Source organism: Archangium sp. Cb G35 (genome assembly GCF_001896145.1).
In the GTDB taxonomy this organism is placed as follows: Bacteria; Myxococcota; Myxococcia; order Myxococcales; family Myxococcaceae; genus Archangium; species Archangium violaceum.
Window position 1 is genome coordinate 362,071 of record NZ_MPOI01000013.1, and the last position, 22,011, is coordinate 384,081.

The window sequence follows — 22,011 nt, forward strand, 5'->3', positions numbered from 1 at the left end:
GGTTCGAATCGAGGCGATCCCCTTCATGAAGCCGGAATTGACGGCCGACGCGCTCGTCCAACTCGTTCACCGCTACTACCCCGTTGGTCTCCACACTGCGGATCCTGGCTACAACGTCACGGAAGAGGCCCAGCGCCTCACCCGGCTACTCGAGGCCAATGCGGCGGGTTCCCAGACCTGGAAGGATTTCTATCAGCGGGTGCGCGGGGAGTTCCCTGACTGCTCTCTCTGGGACACAACAGTGCCCCTGAATGATCCTTGTTACGGTTGCCGTGTATCCCAACCAGGATTCTTCCCGGGCGATCCCCGTTACGACAGTGTCGTGTGTCTGTTGAGTCAGCTCGCGCCGGTGTACGCCATCTACGCGGCCCACTTGGAGGAAAAGGGCTCCGGTCTTCCGCGGGACCACTGGCTGTGCTTTCCGCCTTTTCCTCCCGAGTACCAGTCGCGCGAGACACGCCTCGCCCGGCTCATCGAGTCGACCTTCGGTTACACCCGCCTGTCCAATGAGGTCCTCTTCACTTCTGTGCCGGACCTCGTGCCACGGATGGCCAACTTCAGTATCGGTGAAGCGCAGCTCATCGACTGCCTCTTCACGCCGAATCGCTGGTGAGCCGTAGGGCCCCTGCCCGCTGAGCGTACGTCGAGGCGACGGAGGTGCGACACGTTGCCGCGTTGACCCTGGCTCAAAGGGATGCGAAGCGAGGGATGAAAGAACGAGGCCCCCATGCTGAAGAACACTTCCCTCGGCCGTTTCCGCGCCATCGCCCTGCTCGAGGGACTTTCCTTCGTCCTGCTCCTCTTCATCGCCATGCCGCTGAAGTACCTCGCCGGCATGCCCCTGGGAGTGAAGATGGCCGGCTGGGCGCACGGAATGCTGTTCGTGCTCTACCTCCTGTTCCTCGTGGAGGTGGCCGTGGTGCATCGCTGGCCGCTCGTGCGCATCCTGGGCGCGTTCCTCGCGTCTCTGGTACCCTTCGGGACGTTCGTGCTCGACGCGCGGCTGCGCCGTGAGGAGCAGCCGGCCACGGCGCCCGCCGCGAACTGAGGCTCAGATGGCGAAGTCGCCGAGGAACACCTTGGCCATGCGTACGTCCGCGTGGACGTGGTCTCCCTCGACGACGCCCAGGTCGTCGAACTCGGCACGCGGCACCTCGACGGTGACCGTCTCTCCCGAGGGCAGCTTCAGCAGCACCTTCACGTAGCCGCCCACGGACTTCAGCCGCTCCACCCGGCCCGTGGTGAGTTCGTTGCTCCCGTTCGCGGGTTTGGCGATCTTGATGTCATGCGGACGGACGAAGGCCTGGACCGTCTCGCCCTCGCGGGCGCTCTGGGGCGCCTCCACCACGAGCGTGCCCACCTCGGCCCGGCCCGCGCGCACACGCCCGCGCAGGACGCTGGTTCCTCCTACGAACGAGGCGACGAACGGGGTCGCCGGCCGGTCGTAGATCTCCTCCGGCGGCCCCGCCTGGGCCACCCGCCCATCCGAGAGCACCACCACGTGCTGGGAGATCTCCAGCGCCTCTTCCTGGTCATGCGTGACGAGCAGGGTGGTGACCCCCGTCTGCTCGTGCAGGGACTGGAGCCACTCGCGCAGCTCGACGCGCACGCGGCTGTCGAGCGCGCCAAAGGGCTCGTCCAGCAGCAGCAGCTTGGGCTGGATGGCGAGCGCCCGCGCGAAGGCCACGCGCTGCCGCTGTCCTCCCGAGAGCTGTCCCGGGTAGCGCTTGCCCAGCTCCTCCAACTGCACGAGCTTCAGCATCTCGTCCACGCGCGCTTCGGTTTCCCCGCGCGGCAGCTTGCGCGTCTCCAGCCCGAAGGCGATGTTCTGCCGCACCGTCATGTGCTTGAAGAGCGCATAGCTCTGGAAGACGACGCCGATGCCGCGCTTCTGCACGGGCAGGTGCGTACACTCCACGCCCTCGATGCTCACGGAGCCAGAGTCCGGCAGCTCCAGCCCGGCGATGAGGCGCAGCAGCGTGGACTTGCCCGCGCCCGAGGGCCCGAGCAGGGTGGTGATGGCCGCGGACGGAGCGTGGAAGGACACGTCCGAGACGGCGGGCGTGCCCCCGGCGGTGAAGCGCTTGGTGAGTTGCTCGACGACGACGCTCATGCGGACTCCGCCTTCCACTCGACGTACTTCTTGACGGCCAGGGTCACCAGCGCGAGCACCGTGAGCAGCGAGGCCACGGCGAAGGCACCGGCGAGGTTGTACTCGTTGTAGAGAATCTCCGCGTGCAGCGGCAGGGTGTTGGTCACCCCGCGCACGTGCCCGGACACGACGGACACGGCGCCGAACTCGCCCATCGCCCGTGCGTTGCACAGCAGCACGCCGTAGAGCACGCCCCACTTCACCTTGGGCAGCGTCACGTGCAGGAAGGTGCGCCAGCCGCTCGCGCCCAGCGACAGGGCCGCCTCCTCCTCGTCATGCCCCTGCGCCTGCATGATGGGCAGCACCTCGCGCACCACGAAGGGGAACGTCACGAACACCGTGGCCAGCACGATGCCCGGCACGGCGAAGATGATGTGGATGTCGTGCTCGGCCAGCCACGGCCCCAGCCACCCCTGCCTGCCGAAGAGCAGCACGAAGATGAGCCCCGCGATGACGGGCGAGACGCTGAAGGGCAGGTCGATGAGCGTGAGGAGCACGTCCCGGCCGGGGAAGCGGAAGCGGGCGATGAGCCACGCGGCGGCCAGCCCGAACACCAGGTTGAGCGGCACGGCGATGGCGGCGGCCAGCAGCGTGAGGCGGATGGCGCTCCAGGACTCGGGCTCCAGGATGGCGTCGAAGTAGGCGCCCACGCCCTTCTGCAGGGCGTAGGTGAAGACGGCCACCAGCGGCACGACGAGGAAGAAGCCGAGGAACGCGAGCGCCACGGCGATGAGCAGCCAGCGCACGGGGGCTGGCCCCGAGACGAGGCGCCGGTTGCGGCGGGGAGCGTGCGAGGTGGGGTGCATGGAGCGCGTCTATCCAGTCCCGGGCCGGGTTTCGAACCGGCGATGGGTCCAGCGTTGCAGCAGGTTGACGGCGAGCAGCATCGCGAACGACACCGCCAGCATCACCCCGGCGATGGCCGTGGCGCCCGCGTAGTCGTACTGCTCGAGCCGGGTGATGATGAGCAGCGGCGCTATTTCCGTCTTCATGGGCATGTTGCCGGAGATGAAGACGACGGAGCCGTACTCGCCGATGGCGCGGGCGAAGGCGAGGGTGAAGCCGCTGAGCAGGGCGGGCATCACGCTGGGGAAGAGGACGCGGGTGAACACCTGCCAGGGCGTGGCGCCGAGCGTGGCGGCGGCCTCCTCCACGTCCGCGTCGATGTCCTCCAGCACCGGCTGCACGGTGCGCACCACGAAGGGCAGCCCGATGAAGGTGAGTGCGATGACGATGCCCACCGGCGTGAAGGCCACCTGGAAGCCGAGCGCCTCCAGGTGCTGCCCGTACCAGCCATTGCGCGAGTAGAGGGTGGTGAGCGTCAGCCCGGCCACGGCGGTGGGCAGGGCGAAGGGCAGGTCCACCAGCGCGTCCACGAGCGCCTTGCCCGGGAAGCGGTAGCGCACCAGCACCCAGGCCACCAGCAGGCCGAAGACGGCGTTGAGCAGGGCGGCGGCGAAGGCCGCCCCGAAGCTGAGCTGGTACGCGGCCAGCACCCGGGGCGAGGCCACCGTGTCCCAGAACTGCGCCCAGGAGAGGGAGAACGTCTTGAGGAAGAGTCCGGACAGCGGAAGGAGGACGATGAGGCCCAGGTACAACCAGCTGAGCCCCAGGGTCAGCCCGAAGCCTGGCAGGACGCGGCGTCGTGCGCTGCTGTGCATGGCGTGCGCGGCTCCGGACTACTTCGCCTGGGGGACGTAGAGCTGATCGAACGACCCGCCATCGTCGAAGTGCTGCTTCTGCGACTGCTTCCAGCCGCCGAACACCTCGTCGATGGTGAAGAGGCTCACGGCGGGGAAGCGGTGGGCGTACTTCGCGCCCACCGTCTGCGAGCGGGGCCGGAAGTGGTGCTTCGCGGCCAGCTCCTGGCCCTCGTCCGTGTAGAGGTACTGCAGATAGGCCTCGGCCGCGGCGCGCGTGCCCTTGCGGTCCACGTTCTTCTCCACCAGCGCCACCGGCGGCTCGGCGAGGATGCTCACCGAGGGGACGATGATCTCGAACTTGTCCTTGCCCACCTCCTCGGTGAGCAGGAACGCCTCGTTCTCCCATGCGATGAGGACGTCCCCGAGCTCACGCTCGGCGAAGGTGGTGGTGGCGCCGCGCGCCCCCGAGTCCAGCACCGGCACGTTCTTGAAGAGCCTCGAGATGAACTCCCGCGCCTTCGCTTCGTCACCGCCGGCCTTGCGCTGCGCGTAGCCCCACGCCGCCAGGTAGTTCCAGCGCGCGCCCCCGGACGTCTTCGGGTTGGGGGTGATGACGCTCACGCCCTCGCGCAGCAGATCCTCCCAGTCGCGGATGGCCTTGGGGTTGCCCTTGCGCACCACGAAGACGATGGTGGACGTGTACGGCGAGCTGTTGCTCGGCAGCCGCTTCTGCCAGTCCGCTGGGATGAGCTGCGCCTTGTCGTGCAGCATGTCGATGTCGTACGCGAGCGCCAGCGTCACCACGTCCGCGTCCAGCCCGTCGATGACGGCGCGCGCCTGCTTGCCGGAGCCGCCGTGGGACTGCTTGATGACGAGCTTCGTCCCGTGCTTCGCCTCCCACTGCTTCGCGAAGGCGGCGTTGAGCTCCGTGTAGAGCTCGCGCGTGGGATCATACGAGACGTTGAGCAGGGTGATGGGCTCGCCCTGCGCGGCCCCCGGCTTCGAGCAGCCTCCCAGTGCGGGCACGGCGGACAGCAGCAGCGACAGCAGGGCGGCGGTGAGCCTGCGGGTGGACGGCGGCTTCATGAGGTACCTCGGTGCGGGCGAGGACGGCGGCCCCACAAACTCAAAAGCCCACCGTCCCTCGCGGGGTGGTGGGCTCTCCAAGAACTCGTGACCGGCGGCCTTCAGGCTTCCGGCGGGCGAGCACCCACCCCCATGGACCGGCGGCAACACACCTTCATGTGCGGGGCTCGGGGGGCGGGCATGAACGATTCACAAAGTGCCCGGCGCCCCTCCGTTTGTCAAGCAGTGTATCCGTTATAGCGGATGGAGGCCCGGTGGGTACCCAAAGGTGGGTCTTCCTCGTATCCTGCCGCGCCCGGACTCCAGGGACAGCAAGGGGGTAGCCCATGGCGGACAGGAAGATGAACCTCGGACGTGAGCGGAAGCTCGACTTCTCCATGCTGGAGCAGACGGGGGAGGCGCCCTGGCGCTATCCGGAGCTGGAGCTGACGGACGCGACGCGCACGGCTCCGCCCGTGGTCGATGAGGACACGACGGGCAAGCTGATCGCCCCGGTGGACGAGGAGCCGGAGCTGCGCACGGTGTTCTCGACGAAGGCGGTGCTCATCGCGGACCTGCTGCGGGACACATTCTCCCGGCGGTTCTTCGGCCGCGCGCCCTACCGGGTGCTCCGGGTGGACGAGCCCGAGGGGCCCAGCACGGCGGGAGGACTCCTGGCCCGGCAGTCCATTTCCCTCGTGGCGCGAGAGGGGTCAGCGCCTTCCATCGTCTGCGGCTGGGTGGACACCGCGAAGCAGGAGGCGCAGCTGCGCTGCTACGAGTCGGTGGCCCTGCGCTACGCGTCCCACCATGGCATGGCGTTGGACCTGTCGCCGGAGCACTACGAGGGCTTCCTGGAGACCCTGGTGGAGACGTTGCTCTCTGGCGGCATCAAGGTCCGCGTGCTGGTGCTGGACGAGGAGGGCGCCGCGCTGAAGCGGGCGGTGGAGGGAAGCGGTCCGGCGCCGAAGGCCCGGGGGCGCCGTGCGTGGGGGAGCCGCATGCTGGCGCTGACGTTCGTGCTGGGGCTGGTGGCGGGGAGGCTGGTGCCCTGGGGCGGGGTGGATTCGGCCCTGATGGCCGTGGTGCGGGGGGCGGTCGCCGCCTGGACGGACGTGTCGGCGCGGGTAGGTGCGACGCCCGCGGAGTGAGCCTCGCATGGGCGGTGGGTGTGCCCGGAGGGCGGGCAGGCGTGATACTGGGTGGGGTGACAGTGGTGTGGGCGAGCCAAGGCGCCTGGTGCATGCAACGGATGGGGGGATGACGGGAGAGAAGATGGGAGCGAACACGGAGGTATGTGGGACGTGGGTGTTCGTGGTGCTGCTCGGGCGGGGGGAGGGGTGATGGACTGGCGGCTTCCGAAGGGGATGACGCGGATGGTGCTGGTGCGCCACGGGCAGCCCGTGGAGGAGATGCGGGGCCGGTGCTACGGGCGGCTGGACGTGGGGTTGTCGTCCGCGGGCCGGTTGCAGGCCGAGCGCGCCGCGCGGTTCCTGGCCGAGGCGCCCCTGTTGCGCATCTACACGAGCCCCCGGCAGCGGGCCCGGGAGAGCGCGGCGCCGCTGGCGGAGCTGAAGGGGATGACGGTGGACACGGAGGCGGCGTTCCGGGAGATCGACTTCGGTCTCTTCGAGGGGCTCAGCTACGAGGAGGCGGAGCAGCGCTACCCCCAGGTGTACGCGGAGTGGATGGCGCATCCGACGCGGGTGCGCTTCCCGGGAGGGGAGAGCTACCCGGAGATGCGTGAGCGGGTGCTGGCGGCGGGCCGGGAGCTGCGGACGCGGCACGCGGGCGAGACGTTCGTGCTGGTGTCGCACGGCGGGGTGAACCGGACGCTGCTGGCCGAGGCGCTGGGCATGCCGGACGCCAACCTGTTCCGGATGGAGCAGGGATACGCGTCGGTGAACATCATCGACTTCTATGGGGATGAGCCCATCGTGAAGCTGATGAACGTGACGTTCGGCTGAGCCGTGGCGGAGGACACCTCTCCCAGGAGAGGTGTCCCGTGTGTCCATGCCCTGGACACCTCGACCCGGCGCGAGGCCAGCACTATTGTTCAAGCATGACGCACGGGGCCCAGCGGGTAATCGAGGAAGCTCTCCGACTCTCCCCCGAGGAGCAGGCGCTCGTGCTCCGTGAGCTGCTGGCCCATCTGGAGGGAGGGCCCGACGCCGACGCCGAGACTGAGTGGGCCCGGGAGATCGAGCGGCGGGCGGGCGAGGCGCGTGCCGGGGCTCCATCGGCTGGAGGCTGGGAGACGGTCTGCGATGAGCTCGAGGCGGAGCTCCAGCGACGGTGAGCAGACCCCTCACGTTCTCCGCCGACGCACGAGAAGAGCTGCGTGCGGCGATGACCTGGTACGAGGAGAGAAGCCCGGGGCTCGGCCGGCAACTGCTCGACGAGGCGCGTGAATGCTTCCGCCTCATCCACCAGCATCCTGGCGTGGGCAGCTCCGTCCCGGGGGTTGCTGAGTCCGTGGGGGCTCGCAGGGTTTCGTTGAGGCGATTCCCCTATACGGTCATCTACCTGGAGCTGGGTGAGGAGCTGCGCATTCTCGCCTTCGCGCACATGCGGCGCCGGCCGGGCTACTGGCGCAATCGCTGAGCGTGGCGGGCGGAGTGGGGTCCGGGCACGCACCTCACAGGTCCGCTAGACTGGCATTCAATGGACGCCGCCGCCCCCCGCGCATCGCACTCCGCACGCCTGCTGCAGGAGTACCTGGATCAGGACGTCGTCCCCCGCGAGATGTCCATCGCGCGCTTCATGCGGGCGATGACCCTGCTGAGCTGTGTGGCCGCGGTGCTGCTCGTCCCGGTGATCGGCTGGAGGCTGGCGCTGGGCATCGCGGGCCTGACGGGTGGGCTGAGCCTCTACTACACGTTCATGCTGCGGGAGCTGCGGCGGGGCGGCTTCCACCCGGCGATGCAGTGGGTGGACAGCGCCATCACCGTGTCCATTCCGGCGGCGGTATTCGTCATGGACGTGTACTCCCATGGCGCAGTGTACGCGCTCACCGCGCCACCGCTGGCGGCCTGGGGCGCGCTCATCGTGGTGTGTGCGCTCCGCGCGGGACGGAAGCTGGCCTACGCGGCGGCGGCACTGGTGGCACTGGAGTACATGGTGCTGTACCTGTTCGTGGCCCTGCCCCGGCTCCCTCCCGAGCCCCTGAACACCCTGACGTTCCCCATGGTGCTGCTGCGCTGCGTGTTCCTCTTCTGCTACGGGCCGCTGGCGGCGACGCTGGCCAGCGTCATCGTGGGCAAGGCCGAGGACGCGCTGCGCGCCATCCGTGAGAAGGACGTGATGGGGAAGTACTTCCTCCACGAGCGGCTCGGCGTGGGCGGCATGGCCGAGGTGTTTCGCGCCACCTACAGCCCCGAGGGCGGCTTCGAGAAGCAGGTGGCCATCAAGCGCGTCCTCCCGGCGTACGCGGACAACGAGGAGTTCCTCGGCCTCTTCCGGCGCGAGGCCGAGCTGGGCTCGCTGCTCATCCACCCCAACATCGTCCAGGTGCTCGACCTGGGACGGCACCAGGGCACCGTCTTCCTGGCCATGGAGTTCGTGGACGGCATGCCGCTCAGCTCGCTCTTGCGGCGCGTGTACTGGAAGCGGCTGTCCCCAGCGGCGGTGGCCTATGTCGGCGTGGAGGTCGCCGCCGCGCTGATGTACATGCACGGCCGCACCGGCCCCAAGGGCGAGCCGCTCGGCCTGGTGCACCGCGACCTCAACCCGCCCAACATCCTGCTCTCGCGCATCGGCGAGGTGAAGGTGTCGGACTTCGGCATCGCGCGCGCGGCCAACCAGCTCGCCCTCACGCAGGCGCAGACGGTGCGCGGCAAGGCGGGCTACATGGCGCCGGAGCAGGCCTACGGCAAGCCCCTGGATGGCCGGACGGACCTCTTCGCCCTCGGCCTCACCCTCCACGAGGCCCTCACCGGCCAGCGCGTCCTGCAGGGAGAGAACGAGGCGGAGCTGATGCTCGCCTCCACCCGGCAGCAGTTGCTGCCGCCCTCCCACTCCGTGCCCGGCATCTCGCCCGCGTTGGACGCCATCATCATGGGACTGCTCCAGCATGACCGGGAGCTGCGCACGCCCTCGGGCGAGGTGCTGCAGGGGCAGTTGATGTCCCTCACCGGCCCGGAAGCGCCCTATCCCCATGGCCGGCAGCAGCTCATCGAGGCCATGCGCGAGGCCACCACCCTGACCTCCGCGCCCGTCCAACCCCTGCAGCTCACGCCCGGGATGGCCCTCACCGAGAAGGCCGACGTCATCTCGCTGCCCCGCGCCTCCGGCCGGTGAGCAACGCACGGGAGGGAGGATGCCCGGGGGACGGGCACCCTCTCTCTCCGTACCCTCAGTGCTTCGCCACGGAGCCGGTGATGCGGACCTCGTCGGCCCGCACCGGCACCTTCTCCACCTTCAGCGTCGTCGGGCCCTGCAGCGTCAGGTACGGCTTGAGCTTCAGGAACTGCTTCTTGCCGAAGCCCTTCACCCGCACCAGTTCCTCGATGCGCTTGAACGCCCGCTTCCCGCGCCAGGTGACGATGCGCTGCGCGGCCTTCTCGCCCACGCCCGGCAGCAGATCCAACTGCGCCACCGTCGCCTCGTTGAGGTTCACCACCCCCGTGTACTGCGTCCGTGTCTTCGCCTGAGCGGCCTGCGCGCTCCCGGGCCCCAGCCACAACAGCCCGAGCACCGCGGCCACCCACATCACCCGTCCGCTCACGAGTGGCCTCCCACCGGCAGCGAGTCCAGCCCGCCGTCCAGGCCGTAGCGCCCACCACCCCCCGCCTGCATCGTGTCCTTCTTGTCCCCCGCCTCGCGCACGTGCAGCTTCCCGTCCAGCGGCAACACATCCAGCAGCACGTTGAGCGAGCCGTCCTTGTTCACGAACGCGCTCCCCGCCCGCACCCAGATGCTCCCGCCCTTGCCCTCGCGGATGGAGAACACCGCCAACCGCTTCCCCGCCGTCAGCATCTCGACCACCTTTGTCCTTCTCCTTCGCGCCTCCATGGCGCGGTTGTCCGCTGCACAGAGCAGATGCCGTGCCAGCGGTGTTTTCCTCGGAGCGCGCTCGCGCGAGGCGTACAGCAACGCCTCATGTGTCCGAAGTACGGGACGGGCGCGCACTTCCAGCGTGACTGTCCCGCTCGTGTTCACCGGCCGAGGGGGGACTGGCTCGGATCACCCTCCATGCACACCCTCTCCCGTATCCCCTCGCGTGCTGGAGGGCAGTCCCGTGCATCTGAAGTTCTCCGCCCTCGCTTCTCAGTTCCTCGATGACCCGCACTCGGTGCGACACGCCGTGCGCTGGCCGGTGCTGGTGTGGGAGGCGCCTCCCATGGGAGTGCGTCCCCTGTTCACCCGAAGCACCATGACGGGCCTCTCGCTGCGCCGGCCCACGCTCGCCGAGCCCCTCGTGCTCGAGGTGCGCAAGCGTCCACAGGGCCTCACCTCGCCGGTTCCGGGCATCACGCTGGGACGTACACCGGACAACGACATCGTCGTCGAGGACCCCACGGTCTCGCGGGTACACGCCACCTTCAGCGAGGAGAAGCACACGGGCGTCTGGTACGTCGCCGATGACGGGAGCCACAACGGCACCTGGCACAACGGCACGCTGTTGATTCCTGGCCGGCCCACGCCGTTGTTCGACCGGGCCTCGCTGCGCTTCGGCGACGTGCTGGCCACCTTCGTCGACTTCTCCGCCTTCAATCAGTTCATCCTCGACTGGCTGGCGCGCCACTCCCGCGGAGCCCGGGCGACCCCGCACGTCACCGAGGGTGGCTTGACGCGCGGGGGTTGAGCCCCTAGGAAGGGCCTGCCCTTGGGTGCCCATGCCGGGCCTTCAAGAGGGAAGCCGGTGCGAGTCCGGCGCGGTCCCGCCACTGTGATCGGGCAGCCCTGAGGTCAGGGCAGGGGTCCTCGGCAGTCGCCACTCCGGCCTTGGGGCCAGGGGAAGGTGGAGGAGCCCTTCTGGGAGACGCGGCGTGCGTCTCGGCCAGAGCCCGGAAGCCAGGAGACCTGCCCAGGGGTGTGGGCGCGAGCTGCCCGCGTTGGCCTTCTCTCTTCGACGGAGAGAGCGGAAGGCGGGGTCATGCGGCGGTCGCACCTCGCCGGGCGGTTGCTCTGCCTGGCGCTCAGCACGAGCGGTTCCGCGCTTGCGCAGCAGGCGGCGCCGCCTCCCCAGGAGACTCCGGCCACTCCGGCCCCGGACGCGCCCGGGGGCGAGCCCTTCCGCGTTCCCACCGTGCAGGTGGTGGAGACGTCCGAGGCTCCCGCGTCCCCGGACTCTGCGTCACGGAGGGACCCGAGCGGTGCCCTCACCGTCATTCAGGTGGACGAGTTCGGCGGCGCGGCCCGGGACACCGCGGCGATGCTGTCCACCGCTCCAGGCGTCACGCTGCAGGACGTGGGCGGCTACGGGCAGAGCAAGAGCCTCGTGGTGCGGGGTGCGTCCTCCAACGCGACGCTGGTGCTGCTCGATGGTGTTCCGCTCAATGGGCCCGGGGGCATCGCGGACCTGTCGCGCGTGCCCGCGGCCATGGCCGAGCGCTTCGAGGTACTGCGCGGCGGCGCGGGGGCACGCTACGGCTCGGGAGGCCTGGGCGGCGTCGTCAACATCATCACCCGCCGTCCCGGTGCGGAGGCACGCGTGGCGGGTGAGCTCTCGTACGGGAGCTGGGACACGGCGCTCGGGTGGCTGTCCGCCTCGGGGCCGCTGGCGGGCGGCGAGGCGCTGGTGCTCGTCCACGGAGGCACTTCCAGCGGGCGCTTCCCGTACCTCTTCGATCCGAGCCCCACGCTGCCCGGTGATGCGCTCGTCGAGGAGCGGCGCACCAACAACGACGCACGCGGGGCAGGGGGCCTGCTGCGGCTGCGGCGCGAGCTGGGCGGAGGGTTCTCCGCGGACCTGTTGGGGGAGCTGTCCTTCGACGAGCGGGGCCTCGCGGGCACCTCGCAGAACCCGAGCGTGGATGCGCGGCAGTCGGGAGGACGTGGCTCGGCGAGCCTGCGGGTGATGGGCACGTTGCCGGGTGGCGTGCGGACGAACGCGCGTGCGTACTACCGCCGGGACCGGATCGCGTTGGCGGGTGGCTCGTGGAGCCAGTCGGAGCCGCAGGTGCAGCAGCTGGGCGGGGTGGAGCTGGAGGGGCAGGTGCTGCTGGGCGGGTGGCACGCGCTGTCCGCGGTGCTGAGCGTGGGCGGTGAGTCCGTGACCGCCGCCGACACGAACGAGGCCTCCGGGGGTGACCCGTCGTGGCTGCGCGCGAGTGTGATGGCGATGGACGAGGTGCTGCTGTGGGACGGGCAGCTCACCATCGCGCCCTCGCTGCGCGTGGATCGTGCGGGCCCGTACACGCTGCTGTCCCCGAAGGTGGGGGTCACCGTGGAGCTGCCCGCGGACTTCGAGCTGCGCGCCAACGCCGGACGGGCCCACCGTGCTCCCTCGTTCCTGGAGCTGTACGTGCGTCAGGGCACGCTGCTGCCCAACCCGGACCTGCGCCCCGAGAGCGCCCTGTACGCGGACGCGGCGGTGGTGCACCGCTCGGACGAGTCCTTCGCCTCGGTGGGCGGCTTCGCGAGCCTCTACGAGGATCTCATCTCCTACGAGGCCTACCCGCCCGGCGCCGCCAGGCCGTACAACTTCGCCAGCGCGCGGGTGGTGGGGCTCGAGGCCGAGGGCGAGTGGCGTCCGCATCCGTTGCTCTCCGGCGCCTTCAGCTACACGCTCACCGTGTCGAGTGACCTGCAGCGGGATGAGCGCTTCTACCTGCGCGAGCTGCCCTACCGGCCCCGGCACAAGCTGGCGGCCCGGGTGATGGGCGGGCCCCGGTGGCTCACGGGGCGCATGGAGGTGGTGGCCCAGTCGGCCCATGCGCTCACCCGGGATGGCTCGATGTCGCTGCCCGGGCGCGCCTTCGTCCATGCCGGATTGGCCAGCACCTTCGGCTCGCGCCCGGAGCTCACGGTCTCCTGCGAGGTGAAGAACCTCTTCGACGCACGCGCCGAGGACTTCGTCGGCTACCCGCTCCCCGGCCGCGCCGTGTACCTGTCGGTGGCCGGGAACTTCTCTGGGACGGAGACACCATGATCAAAGACCCTCACCCCAGCCCTCTCCCAGGGGGAGAGGGGGCATCCACGGCGCTGCTCCTGGTGACACTGTCCCTGTTGTTGATGGGGTGTCCGGACGAAGGGGCTTTGTGTTCCGAGGGGCAGACGCGCTGCGGCGATACGTGCGTGGACCTCTCCAGCACCTCGTCTCATTGTGGAGCCTGTGGCGTGGCCTGCTCCTCCACGGAAGTGTGTGTCGAGGGCGGCTGTCAGTGCCGCTCGGGCGCTACGTCGTGCGGAGGCGAGTGTGTCGTCACCGCGTCGGACCCCGCTCATTGTGGCGGCTGCGCGGGTGAGGGGGGCACGGCCTGCGCTCCGGACCAGGTGTGCGAGCAGGGGCAGTGCAAGGCGGCCTGTTCGCTGGCGGCTTCCGAGCGCTGTGACCGCTCGTGCGTGGACCTGGACACGGATGCCTTCCACTGCGGTGCCTGCGGCAACGTGTGCGCGGACTCGCGGAGCTGCCGGGGCGGCACCTGCACCTATGACGTCATCGCCGCGTGCTTCAACACCGGGCAGGTGGTGGGCATCCAGGCCGGGCCGGACGTGAAGGGGCCCTCGGTGGCGGTGGGGACCAGTCCCCAGACCGTCGCGCGCATGCAGGACGTGTTGCTGGTTCTGGATGCGTCCATGCGGCTGCGCCAGGCCTGGCTCTCCGGCTATGGTGAGCTGCCCGCCTGGAACGCCACGGGTCTGGTTCCCAACCACCTCCTCGTGCGCGAGCCCTACGTCTTCGTCCTCAACTCCACCAGCAACACGTTGCAGGTGCTCCGGCGCGATGGGGAGCCCGCCGGTGGTACGGGCCCTCGCTTCCCCAACGGCATCCCGCTCACCGACGTGGGCAGCGTGAACTTCGGCGCGAACACCAACCCGTATGGCTTCGTGCTGGAGGGCTCGGACGTCTATGTCACGCTGCTGGGCAACCTGCAGACGGATGCGTCCGCGGGTGGCAAGGTGGTCCGGGTCTCGGTGGCCGACCCCACCGCGCCCACCATCACGAACACCTTCCAGTTGCCCACGGGCGAGGCCCTGAAGCCCTTCCCGGGCCGCACCACCGCTCCCTCGCCCGCGGGCATCGCCGTGCACCAGGGCCGGGTGTACGCCGCGCTCGGCAACCTGGACACCCGGGACTTCTCCGTCGGAGGCCCCGGGTTCCTGGCCCGCATCGACCCCGCCACCGGAGTGGTGGAGCCCATCGAGCTCGGCACGGACTGCCTCAACCCGTTCTGGCTCGTCCCCGTGGGCGAGCGGCTGCTCGTGAGCTGCGGCGGCGCGGGCGTCTATGACCGCAACTTCAACCTCATCGACGTTCAGGGCACGGGCCTGGTGTTGCTCGGCACGGACGGCCGCGTGGTGGCCTCGCTCGCGCTGCGGTGCCCGGCGGGGACCTCGTGCCCGCTCCCGTCCGCGGGCCGTTTCTCCGTGGTGGGCAGCCGCGCCTACGTGGGCGATAACAACGGCGGCCGCGTCTTCGTCGTCGAGGTGGTGGGTGACTCGCTCGTGGAGCGGCGCGGGCTGGGCCCCGGTGCCGAGCCCCCCATCCTCGCTTGTCCGCGCAGCCGTGGGCCCTCCCTCGTCGGTGATGTCGTCGCGATTCCTTGAGCCTCTCATGAAGACCCGTCTCGCTCCGTTCGTCCTGCTCGCCGCGCTGTGCCTCGTCACCGCCGTGCACGCGGCTCCTCCCCAGGGAGGGCCTCGCTTCCTGGGCCCCAAGCCCCCCGAGAAGGTGAAGCGCGTGGTGACGCTCGTTCCGTCGCTCACGGAGACGGTGATCGCCCTGGGCGCCGGGAGCACGTTGGTGGGCGTTTCGACCTTCGATGAGGCGAAGGAGGTCGCCGGCCTTCCCCGGGTGGGAGGCTTCGTGAACCCATCCATCGAGCGGGTGGTGGGTCTCGAGCCGGACCTCGTGCTCGTCCAGCCCGGTCCTGGCAATCAGCGCGCCGTGGAGACGATGGCCCGGGTGGGAGTGCCCATCCTGCTGTTGCCGCTCCATACCGTCGCGGACACGCTGGAGGCGATGCGCGCGGTGGGCAAGGCGCTGGGGAAGCAGAAGGAGGCTGAGGCCCTCGTCCAGGGCATCGAGTCCACCCGTGCCCGCATCCGTGAACGGGCGAAGGGCTCCCGGGCGCCCCGAGTCCTGTTCGTCTATGGCTTCGAGCCGCTCGTCGTCGCAGGGCCGGGCTCCTTCGCGGATGAACTGTTGCGCGATGCCGGAGCCATCAACGTCGCCTCCGAAGCGGGCTCGGCGTACGCCGTTTATTCGCTCGAGCGCGCGGTGGGCTCGCGGCCAGAGGTGGTGGTGGATGCCGCGGATGTAGACGTGGGCAAGGACAAGGTGGCCGCGCTCCCGTCTCTCTCCCAAGCCCGGTGGGTGGAGGTGCCGTCCATGGCGCTGCTGCAGCCGGGTCCCTCACTGGGGCGTGGGCTGGAGGAGTTGTTCGCGCTGCTGCATCCGGCGGCGAAGAAGCCCGACGCGGGCACCCCGCGCTGAACGTGGAGCACGAGGGATGGGCCCGCGTCACATCATGAGAAAGGGATTCACTCCCGCCCGGGTGCTCGGGCTGTGCGGTGCATTCCTCGTCCTGTTGCTCGCCTCGTTCGTGCCGGCCGTCTCCTTCGGGGAGTGGCCCGTGTCTCTCTTCGAGGTCTTCGCCCACCCTGGTTCCACGGATAGCCATGTCTTCTGGTCCGTCCGGCTGCCGCATGTCCTGCTGGCGGCCATCGTCGGGGCGGGGCTCGCCGCCTCCGGCTCCACGCTACAGGGCGTGCTGCGCAATCCCCTGGCGGATCCCTTCATCCTCGGCGTCTCGGGGGGCGCGGCGCTCGGGGCCACCCTGGCCCTGGCCCTGGGTCTGGCCAGCGTGGAGGATGTGGCCCCGGGGCTGGGTGGGGGACTGACCCGCCTCTCCGCGCCCGCCCTGTTCGCCTTTCTCGGAGCCGTGGCGGCCATGCTCTTCGTGCTCGCCATCAGCCGGGGGCACGGTGGCCGGGCTCCCCATGCGGTGCTCCTCACGGGCGTCATCTTCAACACCTTCGCCGCGGCGGCCATCACCCTCATCAAGACGCTCGCCGGCCGGGACAGGCTGGAGGCGATCCTCTCCTGGCTCGCCGGTGACCTCGGCTCGGAGGAGCCCGGGACGCTCGTGCTGTCCGCGCTCCTCCAGGCCGTGGCCATCGGGGTGATGATCGCGCTCTCGGGACGGCTCAACCTGCTGACCCTGGGGGACGAGGACGCGGCCTCGCTCGGAGTGCCCGTGGTCCGGACCCGGCGGTGGTTGCTCCTCGCGGCGAGCGCAAGCGTGGCGGGGGTCGTGACGCTCTCGGGGCTCGTCGGCTTCGTGGGGCTGCTCGTGCCCCACCTGCTCCGGCTCACCCTCGGGCCCGACCAGCGTCTGCTCGTGCCGCTCTCGGCACTCGGGGGCGCGGCGTTTCTCACGCTCGCGGACCTGCTGGCGCGGCTGCTCTACCCCGTGTTCAACCAGTCCATTCCCGTGGGCGCTGTCACGGCGCTGCTCGGCGGACCGCTTTTCCTGGCGCTCCTGTACCGCAGCGGGCGGCTCACGGCGGGCTGAGGGGCTGGCGAGGCGAGTGCGCGAACGTTGTCAGGAACGAATTCATGCCGCGTCTTTTCTCGATGAAAGGAGCGGTGACCATGACGACGGTGACGAAGAATAGCCCGATGAACCTCAAGCACCTCAACGACACTGACGCTGGCATCGACGCGCTGACGCGTCCCGGTCTGGATGCCGCTCTGGACCTCTCTGGCCTCGAGCTGGAGGGTGGTCTACCGCCCGGACTCTGAAGCTTCCGCGACCTCGTCCCAGACGAGGCGAGGGACTCAGAGGCCGGGCTCCCAGAAAGGGACCCGGCCTCTTGTCGTTCCGGGTCCTGCTCTCCTGCCCCGTTCGTCTACTGGCTCAGGATACCGCGTTCTCACCGCGGAGAGACGGGTTCGACTCCCGTACGGGGTACACGCAGCAGCACAAGCTCTTGGATGCGATTGGATCGCAGCACGGCCGTCTACCGTGTGAACAGGGTTCGATTCCCTGCAGGAGCGCTCCACGAAACATGCGGCCGTGGCCGAGAGGTGAGGCCCCTGAGCGCCACTCAGGAGAACGCGGGTTCGAATCCCGCCGACCGCTCTTCGCAGTCCCAGCAGTCCCATGCCGGAGTAGCCCAACCTGGTAGAGGCGCCAGATCGAGAGTCTGGAGGTTGCGGGTTCGACTCCCGCTTCCGGCACACGCAGTCCAGCAGTGGAAGCACATGCCGCGGTAGCCCAACCTGGTAGAGGCGCTGTGTTCAGAACGCAGAGGTTGCGGGTTCGACTCCCGCCCGCGGTACTCAGAGGTTCATGCCGATGTTTCCCAGCGAGATGCTGGGTCCGAAGATGAGGGCCCATCGGCCCACTTCCCTTCCGATGGAGCCGTCCGGGAGCTTGATGAAGTAGGCCTCGCGGAACTCGTAGGCTCCCCAGGCGTGGATGCTCAAGGCGGCCTGCCCACCCGTGGAGCCTCCTCCCAGCGGGACGCGGATACCCAATCCCGCGACGGCGGCCAGCGTGGGGGGATAGTCGTTCAGCAGTCCTCCCGTCTGCACGAGCCCCACGCCCATCAGCCCCAACTCCAGTCCGAGCAGTCCCTCCTTGCCATGCTCGTCCAACAACGTGAGCCGGGACAGCAGGCCGAAGTTCAGCGTGAGCTGCCCCGTCGGCTGATTCAGCCGGTAGAGGCCGCTGGGGATGGTGGCGGTGGCGTACAGGCGCAGCCGCGAGCCCTCGACGGTCGCCGACCACTGCACCGAGGGCATGCTGGCCCGTGACGAGGGCGCCGCCAGCAGGTAGCGCGACTCGTCCACGATGTGGCTGACGCGTACGACGATGCGGTCGAACTGCTCGAGCACGTTCTTGAGCCAGAACGTCCGGGGCTCGCCGCCTGGCTGGAGCACCATGCGCTCGTTCACCCGCGCGGCCTCTCGCGCCGAGCCGCTGGCGGAAGTGACCTCCACCTCGAGGATGATCTCCTGCAAGCCATCCTCGGGCTTCAGCCGCTCCCGGTGGATGATGATGCGGCAACTGTCACGCGCGTCGAAGGGGATGCGCGTCGGCTTGCCAGGATGGATGCGCTGGGGATTCCCGTCCTTGTCGGCACACAGGAACTCGATGAGTGGCTCCTCGGACTCGGCCGACGCGCTGAGCTGCGCGGGCACCGAGGCTTCCCGCAGCGCCCGTTGGGTCCGCTCGTACACGACGGCGAGGTCCACCGAGCGCAAGGCCTGCGGCAACCCCTCGACGCGGTAGCCGAAGCGCAGCGGGACGAAGCCGCTGTTGTTCTCATCCCCTCGCACCCGGAAGCGCCCCTGGTCGTTCCGCACCGAGTAGGCCCCCTCGACGGACAGCGGCACGAGCCTCGCGCGCTCACCCGGAGACGCCACCGAGAGGTCCGCCTCCCGGTTGGTGGGAATGAAGTCGATCTTGCCGAAACCGGGAAGCTGAAGACTCGCGCGAGGGTAGGGCGCCGTGACGGTGTCCGCCGCGGTGGTGGCGATCACGGTCGGGTCCACCTCGGAGCGGGTGGCCGTGAGGGTCAACCGGTCCGCGCCCAGGCGCCCCACCCGCAGCAACACGAAGGTCGCCTCTTCCTCCCGGACCACCTGGGTCACCCCGGCGGGCTCGCCGTTGGCGCGCCAGTGGAAGGTCCGCGCCTCGGACGCGCAGCGCGGGTCCACCCGCACCACCACCCGCATGTCCTCCGCGCTTCTCAGCGGCGGTCCCGACACGAGCTCCACCGGGCAGTGCAGGAGTTGCAGCACCGTGGAGGCGCTGCTGTCGAGTGCCTCGCCCCGCGCGACGAACACCCGGGGCACCAGGCGTACCCGGAGGCCCAGACTCGTGACGAGGCCCGGCACGGCGCGCACGGAGACGCCGCCCTCGTTCAGCTCGCAGCGGGCGGGGCCACAGTCGACGGACGAGATGGCCTCGGGGTGTGGCAGCGCCAGACGGCCTTCTCCCGTGGAGAGATCCAGGGCGGGCACTCCCGGCAGGACCGAGGACAGGATGACGCGGCTCGGGCGCAATTGCAGCTCCGAGGATTCGAGCCGCCGGCCCGAGGCATTGAACGTGAGGACGCCTTCACCGAAGCGCGCCCCCGCCGGCAGCAGGAAGAGTGGCACGTCCGCCGGCACACCGCGGCGCACCGGCAACACGCAGGGTTGCGGAGTCTCCGAGGGCCCGGTGTTGAGGCAGGTCTCGTGTTCCATTCGCGCGTCGCGAGTGGGGCCCGGCCAGAACACCTGCGCTCCCGCCAGCCCTCGCCCGCGCAGCTCGAGCCGCCCCTCGTCCGCGGCCAGCAGTACGCTCGCCGGCTCGACTTCCGGGAAGGCCCCTGTCGCCACGAGCGTGAGCGTCTCCTGGGTGCCCGAGCAGCCGCTCGCGGCGGGCGCCACCTGGAGCGTCACCGGTTGGCCCACGCGTTCACTGCCTGCCCGGGGTGGGCGGACGGAGCGTGAATCCTCGCCCACCGTCCAGCCCTCCGACGCCGGGCCGCAGACGACCCGGTTGGGAAGGAGCAGGGAGTGGCCCCCGATGGGCGCCTGCACGACGGTGGCCTGCGCCCACGCCGTGCCGTCGAGGATCGACCACGCGACGAGCAGGGCAACCCACCCTGGAGAAGCAAGAACGGCGAAGTGCTGCGAACGCTGCGTCAAGAGAGCTCCCTGCTCGCGAGCGGTAGTGGGGGCAGGCCGTTTTGTCAATCGCTCCAGGCGCGAGCGGGCGTTGTCAGGAATGGATTCGTGCAGCGTCTTTTCTAGGTGAAAGGAGCGGTGACCATGACGACGGTGACGAAGAACAGCCCGATGAACCTCAAGCACCTCAACGACACTGACGCTGGCATCGACGCGCTGACGCGTCCCGGTCTGGATACCGCTCTGGACCTCTCCGGCCTGGAGCTGGAGGGTGGTCTACCGCCCGGACTCTGAAGCTTCCGCGACCTCGTCCCACCAGACGAGGCGTGGGACTCAGAGGCCGGGCTCCCAGAAAGGGACCCGGCCTCTTGTCGTTCCGGGTCCTGCTCTCCTGCCCCGTTCGTCTATCGGCGAGGACACCGCGCTCTCAATGCGGAAAGACGGGTTCGACTCCCGTACGGGGTACACGCAGCAGCACACGCTCTTGGATGCGATTGGAGCGCAACATGCGGCCGTGGCCGAGAGGTGAGGCCCCTGAGCGCCACTCAGGAGAACGCGGGTTCGACTCCCGCCGACCGCTCTTCGCAGTCCCAGCAGTGGAAGCACATGCCGCGGTAGCCCAACCTGGTAGAGGTGCTGCGCTCAGAACGCAGAGGTTGCGGGTTCGAATCCCGCCCGCGGTACTCGCAGTTGACAAGAGATGCCCCGCCGCCATATCCCGCCCACCGTCTTCGGTTCCTCCACCTGCCGGTGGGGACTCGAGGGAACCCGGTGTGAGTCCGGGACTGCCCCGCAGCGGTGAACGGGAACGAAAACCGTCAGGATGCACTGGTCCTCTCCCGAGGCCTGGGAAGCGACGGCCAGTAGACAAGGTGGCTTCCTCGCGAGGCCTCGCTGCCCGTGAGTCCGAAAACCTGCCGAGGACCCGTGCCGGTGGCACGGACAACACCGAGGCCTCCGAGGGGAGGCAGCGGGTGCGCCGCCGTGTGCGTCCTCTGTCAGGCCGTGTCCGGTTCGCATCCCGCTCCCACTCCTCTCGAAGGCATTCCGCCCGAGGGGGCGAGGAGCAGGACGCGAATGAAGATGGGAACGATGGGTTCGGGCCGGTTCGGCCGCTTCGTGGTGGTGCTGGGCACCCTGTCGCTGGGGCTGCTGGTCACGGGCTGCGAAGAGGAGTGCGTCGACCAGACCGACTGCGCGAACAAGCAGGGCGCTCCCGCAGAGGGCAAGCGCTACGAGTGCGTGGACAACCGCTGTGTGCAGCGGGACATCTCCGACGCGGGCACTGATGCCGGCACTGACGCGGGAACGGATGCGGGCACCGATGCGGGGACGGACGCAGGTACCGATGCGGGCACGTGCGCGGACCTGGTGCATGACGCGAAGCTCGGCACGCTGCAGCTCCAGGCGGGCTTCGCCATCGCCGAGTCCGTGACGCTCCCCGATGGTATCGGCGCGGTGACCGCCGTGAAGAATGGCAGCGACTTCAAGCTGTACGGCTTCAATGGCGCCGACGACAGCCTCTACGCGCTTGGCACCTGGCCGGCCATCGCTTCCAGCACCACGCCCCTCCAGGCCGTCATCCCCGAGACGGAGATGGGCGCGTTCCCGAGCGGCTATCTCACCAATGATGGCACCCGGCTGCTGACCGGCTACACCAAGGGCGAGGCCGGCTTCCCGGGCAAGGTCCTCGTCTACGACACGGTCACTCCGGCCGAGACCAGCTACGTCTCCGCCGCGGGCAACTTCTCCGCCGCCGCCGTTCCCGGTGCCTTCCTCATCAACGGCGTGGGCATCGAGGGCGTGGCCGGGAGTGACACCGCCATCTACGCGCTGCGGACGGACACCAAGCCCTTCCAGGGCTCGAAGCTGGCGACCTTCCCGGTCTCGGGTGCCTTCAGTGGTTACTCGGCCGTCACGAGCGACAACGTGGCCGTGCTCGGCTACGCGGCCTCCGATACCTCGACGTCTGATCCGTGGGACAGCATCAACTACCTGACCGCCGTGGCTCCCGCGGTGTACTCGCCTGCCATCTCGGGCGGGACGGCCTTCGCGCTCACCAACCCCAACGCGATCGAGATCTACGCGAAAAGCGATCTCCAGGGCGTCGCGGGGTTCGGCAAGGGTGTGGCTCTGCACCGTGGCACCTTCACCGCCACCCAGGAGGTCTCGCGCATCGAGCTGACGGTGGGCGGCATCACCCCCAGCACCGTGACCGCGGGTGACCTCACGCCCGTCCTCACCACCAGCAACACCTGCACCAACGTGGTGACGATGGCTCCCATGGGCGAGGATCTGCTCGTCGGCGTGAAGGACAAGAACGGCCGCCGGCTCGTCCGTCTGCAGCAGCGCTAAGG

The 22,011-nt window shown here is 69.5% G+C and carries 22 protein-coding genes, 7 tRNA genes and 2 riboswitches; of the genes, 22 read left to right on the top strand and 7 right to left on the bottom strand.

Annotated elements, in window-relative coordinates:
- The first annotated feature begins 25 nt into the window (after window positions 1-25).
- Together BO221_RS36235 and BO221_RS36240 are read left to right on the top strand one after the other, a co-directional pair.
- The gene (locus BO221_RS36235) at window positions 26-613 is read left to right on the top strand and encodes a hypothetical protein (RefSeq protein ID WP_073565415.1); all 588 of its coding nucleotides are present in this window, start codon (window positions 26-28) and stop codon (window positions 611-613) included.
- A gap of 114 nt (window positions 614-727) precedes the next feature.
- Window positions 728-1,048: a DUF3817 domain-containing protein gene (locus BO221_RS36240; RefSeq protein ID WP_083681912.1), complete on the top strand. Its 321-nt coding sequence runs from the start codon at window positions 728-730 to the stop codon at window positions 1,046-1,048.
- Between the two features lie 3 nt (window positions 1,049-1,051).
- Here BO221_RS36240 and BO221_RS36245 read toward each other — a convergent pair whose 3' ends face one another.
- Genes BO221_RS36245 through BO221_RS36260 form a run of 4 tightly spaced genes read right to left on the bottom strand, consistent with a single transcriptional unit; the run spans window position 1,052 to window position 4,881 of the window.
- Window positions 1,052-2,113, bottom strand: coding sequence for a sulfate/molybdate ABC transporter ATP-binding protein (locus BO221_RS36245; RefSeq protein WP_073565416.1), 1,062 nt, complete (start codon window positions 2,111-2,113; stop codon window positions 1,052-1,054).
- Window positions 2,110-2,958 (bottom strand): sulfate ABC transporter permease subunit CysW, encoded by an 849-nt coding sequence (gene cysW / locus BO221_RS36250; protein WP_073565417.1) that lies wholly within the window; start codon window positions 2,956-2,958, stop codon window positions 2,110-2,112. The genes BO221_RS36245 and cysW overlap by 4 nt, the downstream gene beginning before the upstream one ends.
- Before the next feature lie 9 nt (window positions 2,959-2,967).
- Window positions 2,968-3,813: a sulfate ABC transporter permease subunit CysT gene (gene cysT / locus BO221_RS36255; protein WP_073565418.1), complete on the bottom strand. Its 846-nt coding sequence runs from the start codon at window positions 3,811-3,813 to the stop codon at window positions 2,968-2,970.
- Between the two features lie 18 nt (window positions 3,814-3,831).
- On the bottom strand, window positions 3,832-4,881 hold the full coding sequence (locus BO221_RS36260; protein ID WP_073565419.1) for a sulfate ABC transporter substrate-binding protein: 1,050 nt from the start codon (window positions 4,879-4,881) through the stop codon (window positions 3,832-3,834).
- Window positions 4,882-5,207: 326 nt separating this feature from the next.
- Between BO221_RS36260 and BO221_RS36265 the strand changes: the two genes are divergently transcribed.
- The 5 genes from BO221_RS36265 to BO221_RS36285 all read left to right on the top strand — a co-directional run bounded on the left by BO221_RS36265 (window position 5,208) and on the right by BO221_RS36285 (window position 9,159).
- The gene (locus tag BO221_RS36265) at window positions 5,208-6,011 is read left to right on the top strand and encodes a hypothetical protein (RefSeq protein ID WP_073565420.1); all 804 of its coding nucleotides are present in this window, start codon (window positions 5,208-5,210) and stop codon (window positions 6,009-6,011) included.
- A gap of 192 nt (window positions 6,012-6,203) precedes the next feature.
- On the top strand, window positions 6,204-6,827 hold the full coding sequence (locus BO221_RS36270; protein WP_073565421.1) for a histidine phosphatase family protein: 624 nt from the start codon (window positions 6,204-6,206) through the stop codon (window positions 6,825-6,827).
- Window positions 6,828-6,922: 95 nt separating this feature from the next.
- A complete protein-coding gene (locus BO221_RS36275; RefSeq protein ID WP_073565422.1) occupies window positions 6,923-7,159 on the top strand; it encodes an addiction module protein in 237 nt (78 codons plus the stop codon).
- Window positions 7,156-7,464 (top strand): type II toxin-antitoxin system RelE/ParE family toxin, encoded by a 309-nt coding sequence (locus tag BO221_RS36280; RefSeq protein WP_143195886.1) that lies wholly within the window; start codon window positions 7,156-7,158, stop codon window positions 7,462-7,464. The genes BO221_RS36275 and BO221_RS36280 overlap by 4 nt, the downstream gene beginning before the upstream one ends.
- A gap of 60 nt (window positions 7,465-7,524) precedes the next feature.
- Window positions 7,525-9,159 (top strand): serine/threonine-protein kinase, encoded by a 1,635-nt coding sequence (locus tag BO221_RS36285; RefSeq protein WP_073565424.1) that lies wholly within the window; start codon window positions 7,525-7,527, stop codon window positions 9,157-9,159.
- A gap of 55 nt (window positions 9,160-9,214) precedes the next feature.
- On the opposite strand, the gene BO221_RS36290 is transcribed toward BO221_RS36285, so the two are convergent.
- Both BO221_RS36290 and BO221_RS36295 read right to left on the bottom strand, forming a co-directional pair.
- Window positions 9,215-9,586, bottom strand: a complete 372-nt coding sequence (locus tag BO221_RS36290) for a helix-hairpin-helix domain-containing protein (protein WP_233166410.1) — start codon at window positions 9,584-9,586, stop codon at window positions 9,215-9,217.
- A complete protein-coding gene (locus BO221_RS36295) occupies window positions 9,583-9,837 on the bottom strand; it encodes a hypothetical protein (protein WP_043413331.1) in 255 nt (84 codons plus the stop codon). The genes BO221_RS36290 and BO221_RS36295 overlap by 4 nt, the downstream gene beginning before the upstream one ends.
- A gap of 262 nt (window positions 9,838-10,099) precedes the next feature.
- Here BO221_RS36295 and BO221_RS55075 point away from each other — a divergent pair, with 262 nt between their 5' ends.
- The 10 genes from BO221_RS55075 to BO221_RS36345 all read left to right on the top strand — a co-directional run bounded on the left by BO221_RS55075 (window position 10,100) and on the right by BO221_RS36345 (window position 17,313).
- On the top strand, window positions 10,100-10,666 hold the full coding sequence (locus BO221_RS55075) for an FHA domain-containing protein (protein WP_158079974.1): 567 nt from the start codon (window positions 10,100-10,102) through the stop codon (window positions 10,664-10,666).
- Window positions 10,667-10,672: 6 nt separating this feature from the next.
- A riboswitch (cobalamin riboswitch) is annotated at window positions 10,673-10,907 on the top strand.
- A 50-nt stretch (window positions 10,908-10,957) separates the two neighbouring features.
- On the top strand, window positions 10,958-12,955 hold the full coding sequence (locus BO221_RS36305) for a TonB-dependent siderophore receptor (RefSeq protein WP_073565426.1): 1,998 nt from the start codon (window positions 10,958-10,960) through the stop codon (window positions 12,953-12,955).
- Window positions 12,952-14,574 (top strand): MXAN_6577-like cysteine-rich protein, encoded by a 1,623-nt coding sequence (locus BO221_RS36310; protein WP_073565427.1) that lies wholly within the window; start codon window positions 12,952-12,954, stop codon window positions 14,572-14,574. Before BO221_RS36305 ends, BO221_RS36310 begins: the two co-directional genes overlap by 4 nt.
- A gap of 7 nt (window positions 14,575-14,581) precedes the next feature.
- Entirely contained in the window at window positions 14,582-15,463 is an 882-nt protein-coding gene (locus tag BO221_RS36315) for an ABC transporter substrate-binding protein (RefSeq protein ID WP_073565428.1), read from the top strand.
- Between the two features lie 34 nt (window positions 15,464-15,497).
- Window positions 15,498-16,544: an iron ABC transporter permease gene (locus BO221_RS36320; RefSeq protein WP_073565545.1), complete on the top strand. Its 1,047-nt coding sequence runs from the start codon at window positions 15,498-15,500 to the stop codon at window positions 16,542-16,544.
- Between the two features lie 44 nt (window positions 16,545-16,588).
- Window positions 16,589-16,774 (top strand): hypothetical protein, encoded by a 186-nt coding sequence (locus BO221_RS36325; RefSeq protein WP_073565429.1) that lies wholly within the window; start codon window positions 16,589-16,591, stop codon window positions 16,772-16,774.
- Window positions 16,775-16,870: 96 nt separating this feature from the next.
- Window positions 16,871-16,943, top strand: a tRNA-Glu gene (locus BO221_RS36330).
- Between the two features lie 99 nt (window positions 16,944-17,042).
- Window positions 17,043-17,114 (top strand) — tRNA-Gly (locus BO221_RS36335).
- Window positions 17,115-17,137: 23 nt separating this feature from the next.
- A tRNA-Leu gene (locus BO221_RS36340) sits at window positions 17,138-17,212 on the top strand.
- A 26-nt stretch (window positions 17,213-17,238) separates the two neighbouring features.
- A tRNA-Leu gene (locus tag BO221_RS36345) sits at window positions 17,239-17,313 on the top strand.
- 1 nt (window position 17,314) lies between these two features.
- Here BO221_RS36345 and BO221_RS36350 read toward each other — a convergent pair.
- A complete protein-coding gene (locus tag BO221_RS36350; protein ID WP_083681915.1) occupies window positions 17,315-19,675 on the bottom strand; it encodes a hypothetical protein in 2,361 nt (786 codons plus the stop codon).
- 123 nt (window positions 19,676-19,798) lie between these two features.
- Here BO221_RS36350 and BO221_RS55080 point away from each other — a divergent pair, with 123 nt between their 5' ends.
- The 5 genes from BO221_RS55080 to BO221_RS36370 all read left to right on the top strand — a co-directional run bounded on the left by BO221_RS55080 (window position 19,799) and on the right by BO221_RS36370 (window position 22,009).
- Window positions 19,799-19,948, top strand: a complete 150-nt coding sequence (locus BO221_RS55080; RefSeq protein ID WP_158079975.1) for a hypothetical protein — start codon at window positions 19,799-19,801, stop codon at window positions 19,946-19,948.
- A gap of 99 nt (window positions 19,949-20,047) precedes the next feature.
- A tRNA-Glu gene (locus tag BO221_RS36355) sits at window positions 20,048-20,119 on the top strand.
- Between the two features lie 43 nt (window positions 20,120-20,162).
- Window positions 20,163-20,234 (top strand) — tRNA-Gly (locus tag BO221_RS36360).
- Window positions 20,235-20,262: 28 nt separating this feature from the next.
- Window positions 20,263-20,337, top strand: a tRNA-Leu gene (locus BO221_RS36365).
- A gap of 32 nt (window positions 20,338-20,369) precedes the next feature.
- A riboswitch (cobalamin riboswitch) is annotated at window positions 20,370-20,591 on the top strand.
- Window positions 20,592-20,731: 140 nt separating this feature from the next.
- Window positions 20,732-22,009 carry a hypothetical protein gene (locus BO221_RS36370; protein WP_073565430.1) on the top strand — a complete coding sequence of 426 codons (1,278 nt, stop codon included), beginning with the start codon at window positions 20,732-20,734 and terminating at the stop codon, window positions 22,007-22,009.
- The last annotated feature ends 2 nt before the right edge of the window (window positions 22,010-22,011 follow it).

What these genes read in the sequence shown, in the direction of transcription:
- BO221_RS36235 (WP_073565415.1), top strand. Translation starts at nt 26, where the DNA reads ATGAAGCCGGAATTGACGGCCGACGCGCTCGTCCAACTCGTTCACCGC.
- BO221_RS36240 (WP_083681912.1), top strand. Translation starts at nt 728, where the DNA reads ATGCTGAAGAACACTTCCCTCGGCCGTTTCCGCGCCATCGCCCTGCTC.
- BO221_RS36245 (WP_073565416.1), bottom strand. Translation starts at nt 2,113, where the DNA reads ATGAGCGTCGTCGTCGAGCAACTCACCAAGCGCTTCACCGCCGGGGGC.
- cysW (WP_073565417.1), bottom strand. Translation starts at nt 2,958, where the DNA reads ATGCACCCCACCTCGCACGCTCCCCGCCGCAACCGGCGCCTCGTCTCG.
- cysT (WP_073565418.1), bottom strand. Translation starts at nt 3,813, where the DNA reads ATGCACAGCAGCGCACGACGCCGCGTCCTGCCAGGCTTCGGGCTGACC.
- BO221_RS36260 (WP_073565419.1), bottom strand. Translation starts at nt 4,881, where the DNA reads ATGAAGCCGCCGTCCACCCGCAGGCTCACCGCCGCCCTGCTGTCGCTG.
- BO221_RS36265 (WP_073565420.1), top strand. Translation starts at nt 5,208, where the DNA reads ATGGCGGACAGGAAGATGAACCTCGGACGTGAGCGGAAGCTCGACTTC.
- BO221_RS36270 (WP_073565421.1), top strand. Translation starts at nt 6,204, where the DNA reads ATGGACTGGCGGCTTCCGAAGGGGATGACGCGGATGGTGCTGGTGCGC.
- BO221_RS36275 (WP_073565422.1), top strand. Translation starts at nt 6,923, where the DNA reads ATGACGCACGGGGCCCAGCGGGTAATCGAGGAAGCTCTCCGACTCTCC.
- BO221_RS36285 (WP_073565424.1), top strand. Translation starts at nt 7,525, where the DNA reads ATGGACGCCGCCGCCCCCCGCGCATCGCACTCCGCACGCCTGCTGCAG.
- BO221_RS36295 (WP_043413331.1), bottom strand. Translation starts at nt 9,837, where the DNA reads ATGCTGACGGCGGGGAAGCGGTTGGCGGTGTTCTCCATCCGCGAGGGC.
- BO221_RS36305 (WP_073565426.1), top strand. Translation starts at nt 10,958, where the DNA reads ATGCGGCGGTCGCACCTCGCCGGGCGGTTGCTCTGCCTGGCGCTCAGC.
- BO221_RS36310 (WP_073565427.1), top strand. Translation starts at nt 12,952, where the DNA reads ATGATCAAAGACCCTCACCCCAGCCCTCTCCCAGGGGGAGAGGGGGCA.
- BO221_RS36315 (WP_073565428.1), top strand. Translation starts at nt 14,582, where the DNA reads ATGAAGACCCGTCTCGCTCCGTTCGTCCTGCTCGCCGCGCTGTGCCTC.
- BO221_RS36320 (WP_073565545.1), top strand. Translation starts at nt 15,498, where the DNA reads ATGAGAAAGGGATTCACTCCCGCCCGGGTGCTCGGGCTGTGCGGTGCA.
- BO221_RS36325 (WP_073565429.1), top strand. Translation starts at nt 16,589, where the DNA reads ATGCCGCGTCTTTTCTCGATGAAAGGAGCGGTGACCATGACGACGGTG.
- BO221_RS55080 (WP_158079975.1), top strand. Translation starts at nt 19,799, where the DNA reads ATGACGACGGTGACGAAGAACAGCCCGATGAACCTCAAGCACCTCAAC.
- BO221_RS36370 (WP_073565430.1), top strand. Translation starts at nt 20,732, where the DNA reads ATGAAGATGGGAACGATGGGTTCGGGCCGGTTCGGCCGCTTCGTGGTG.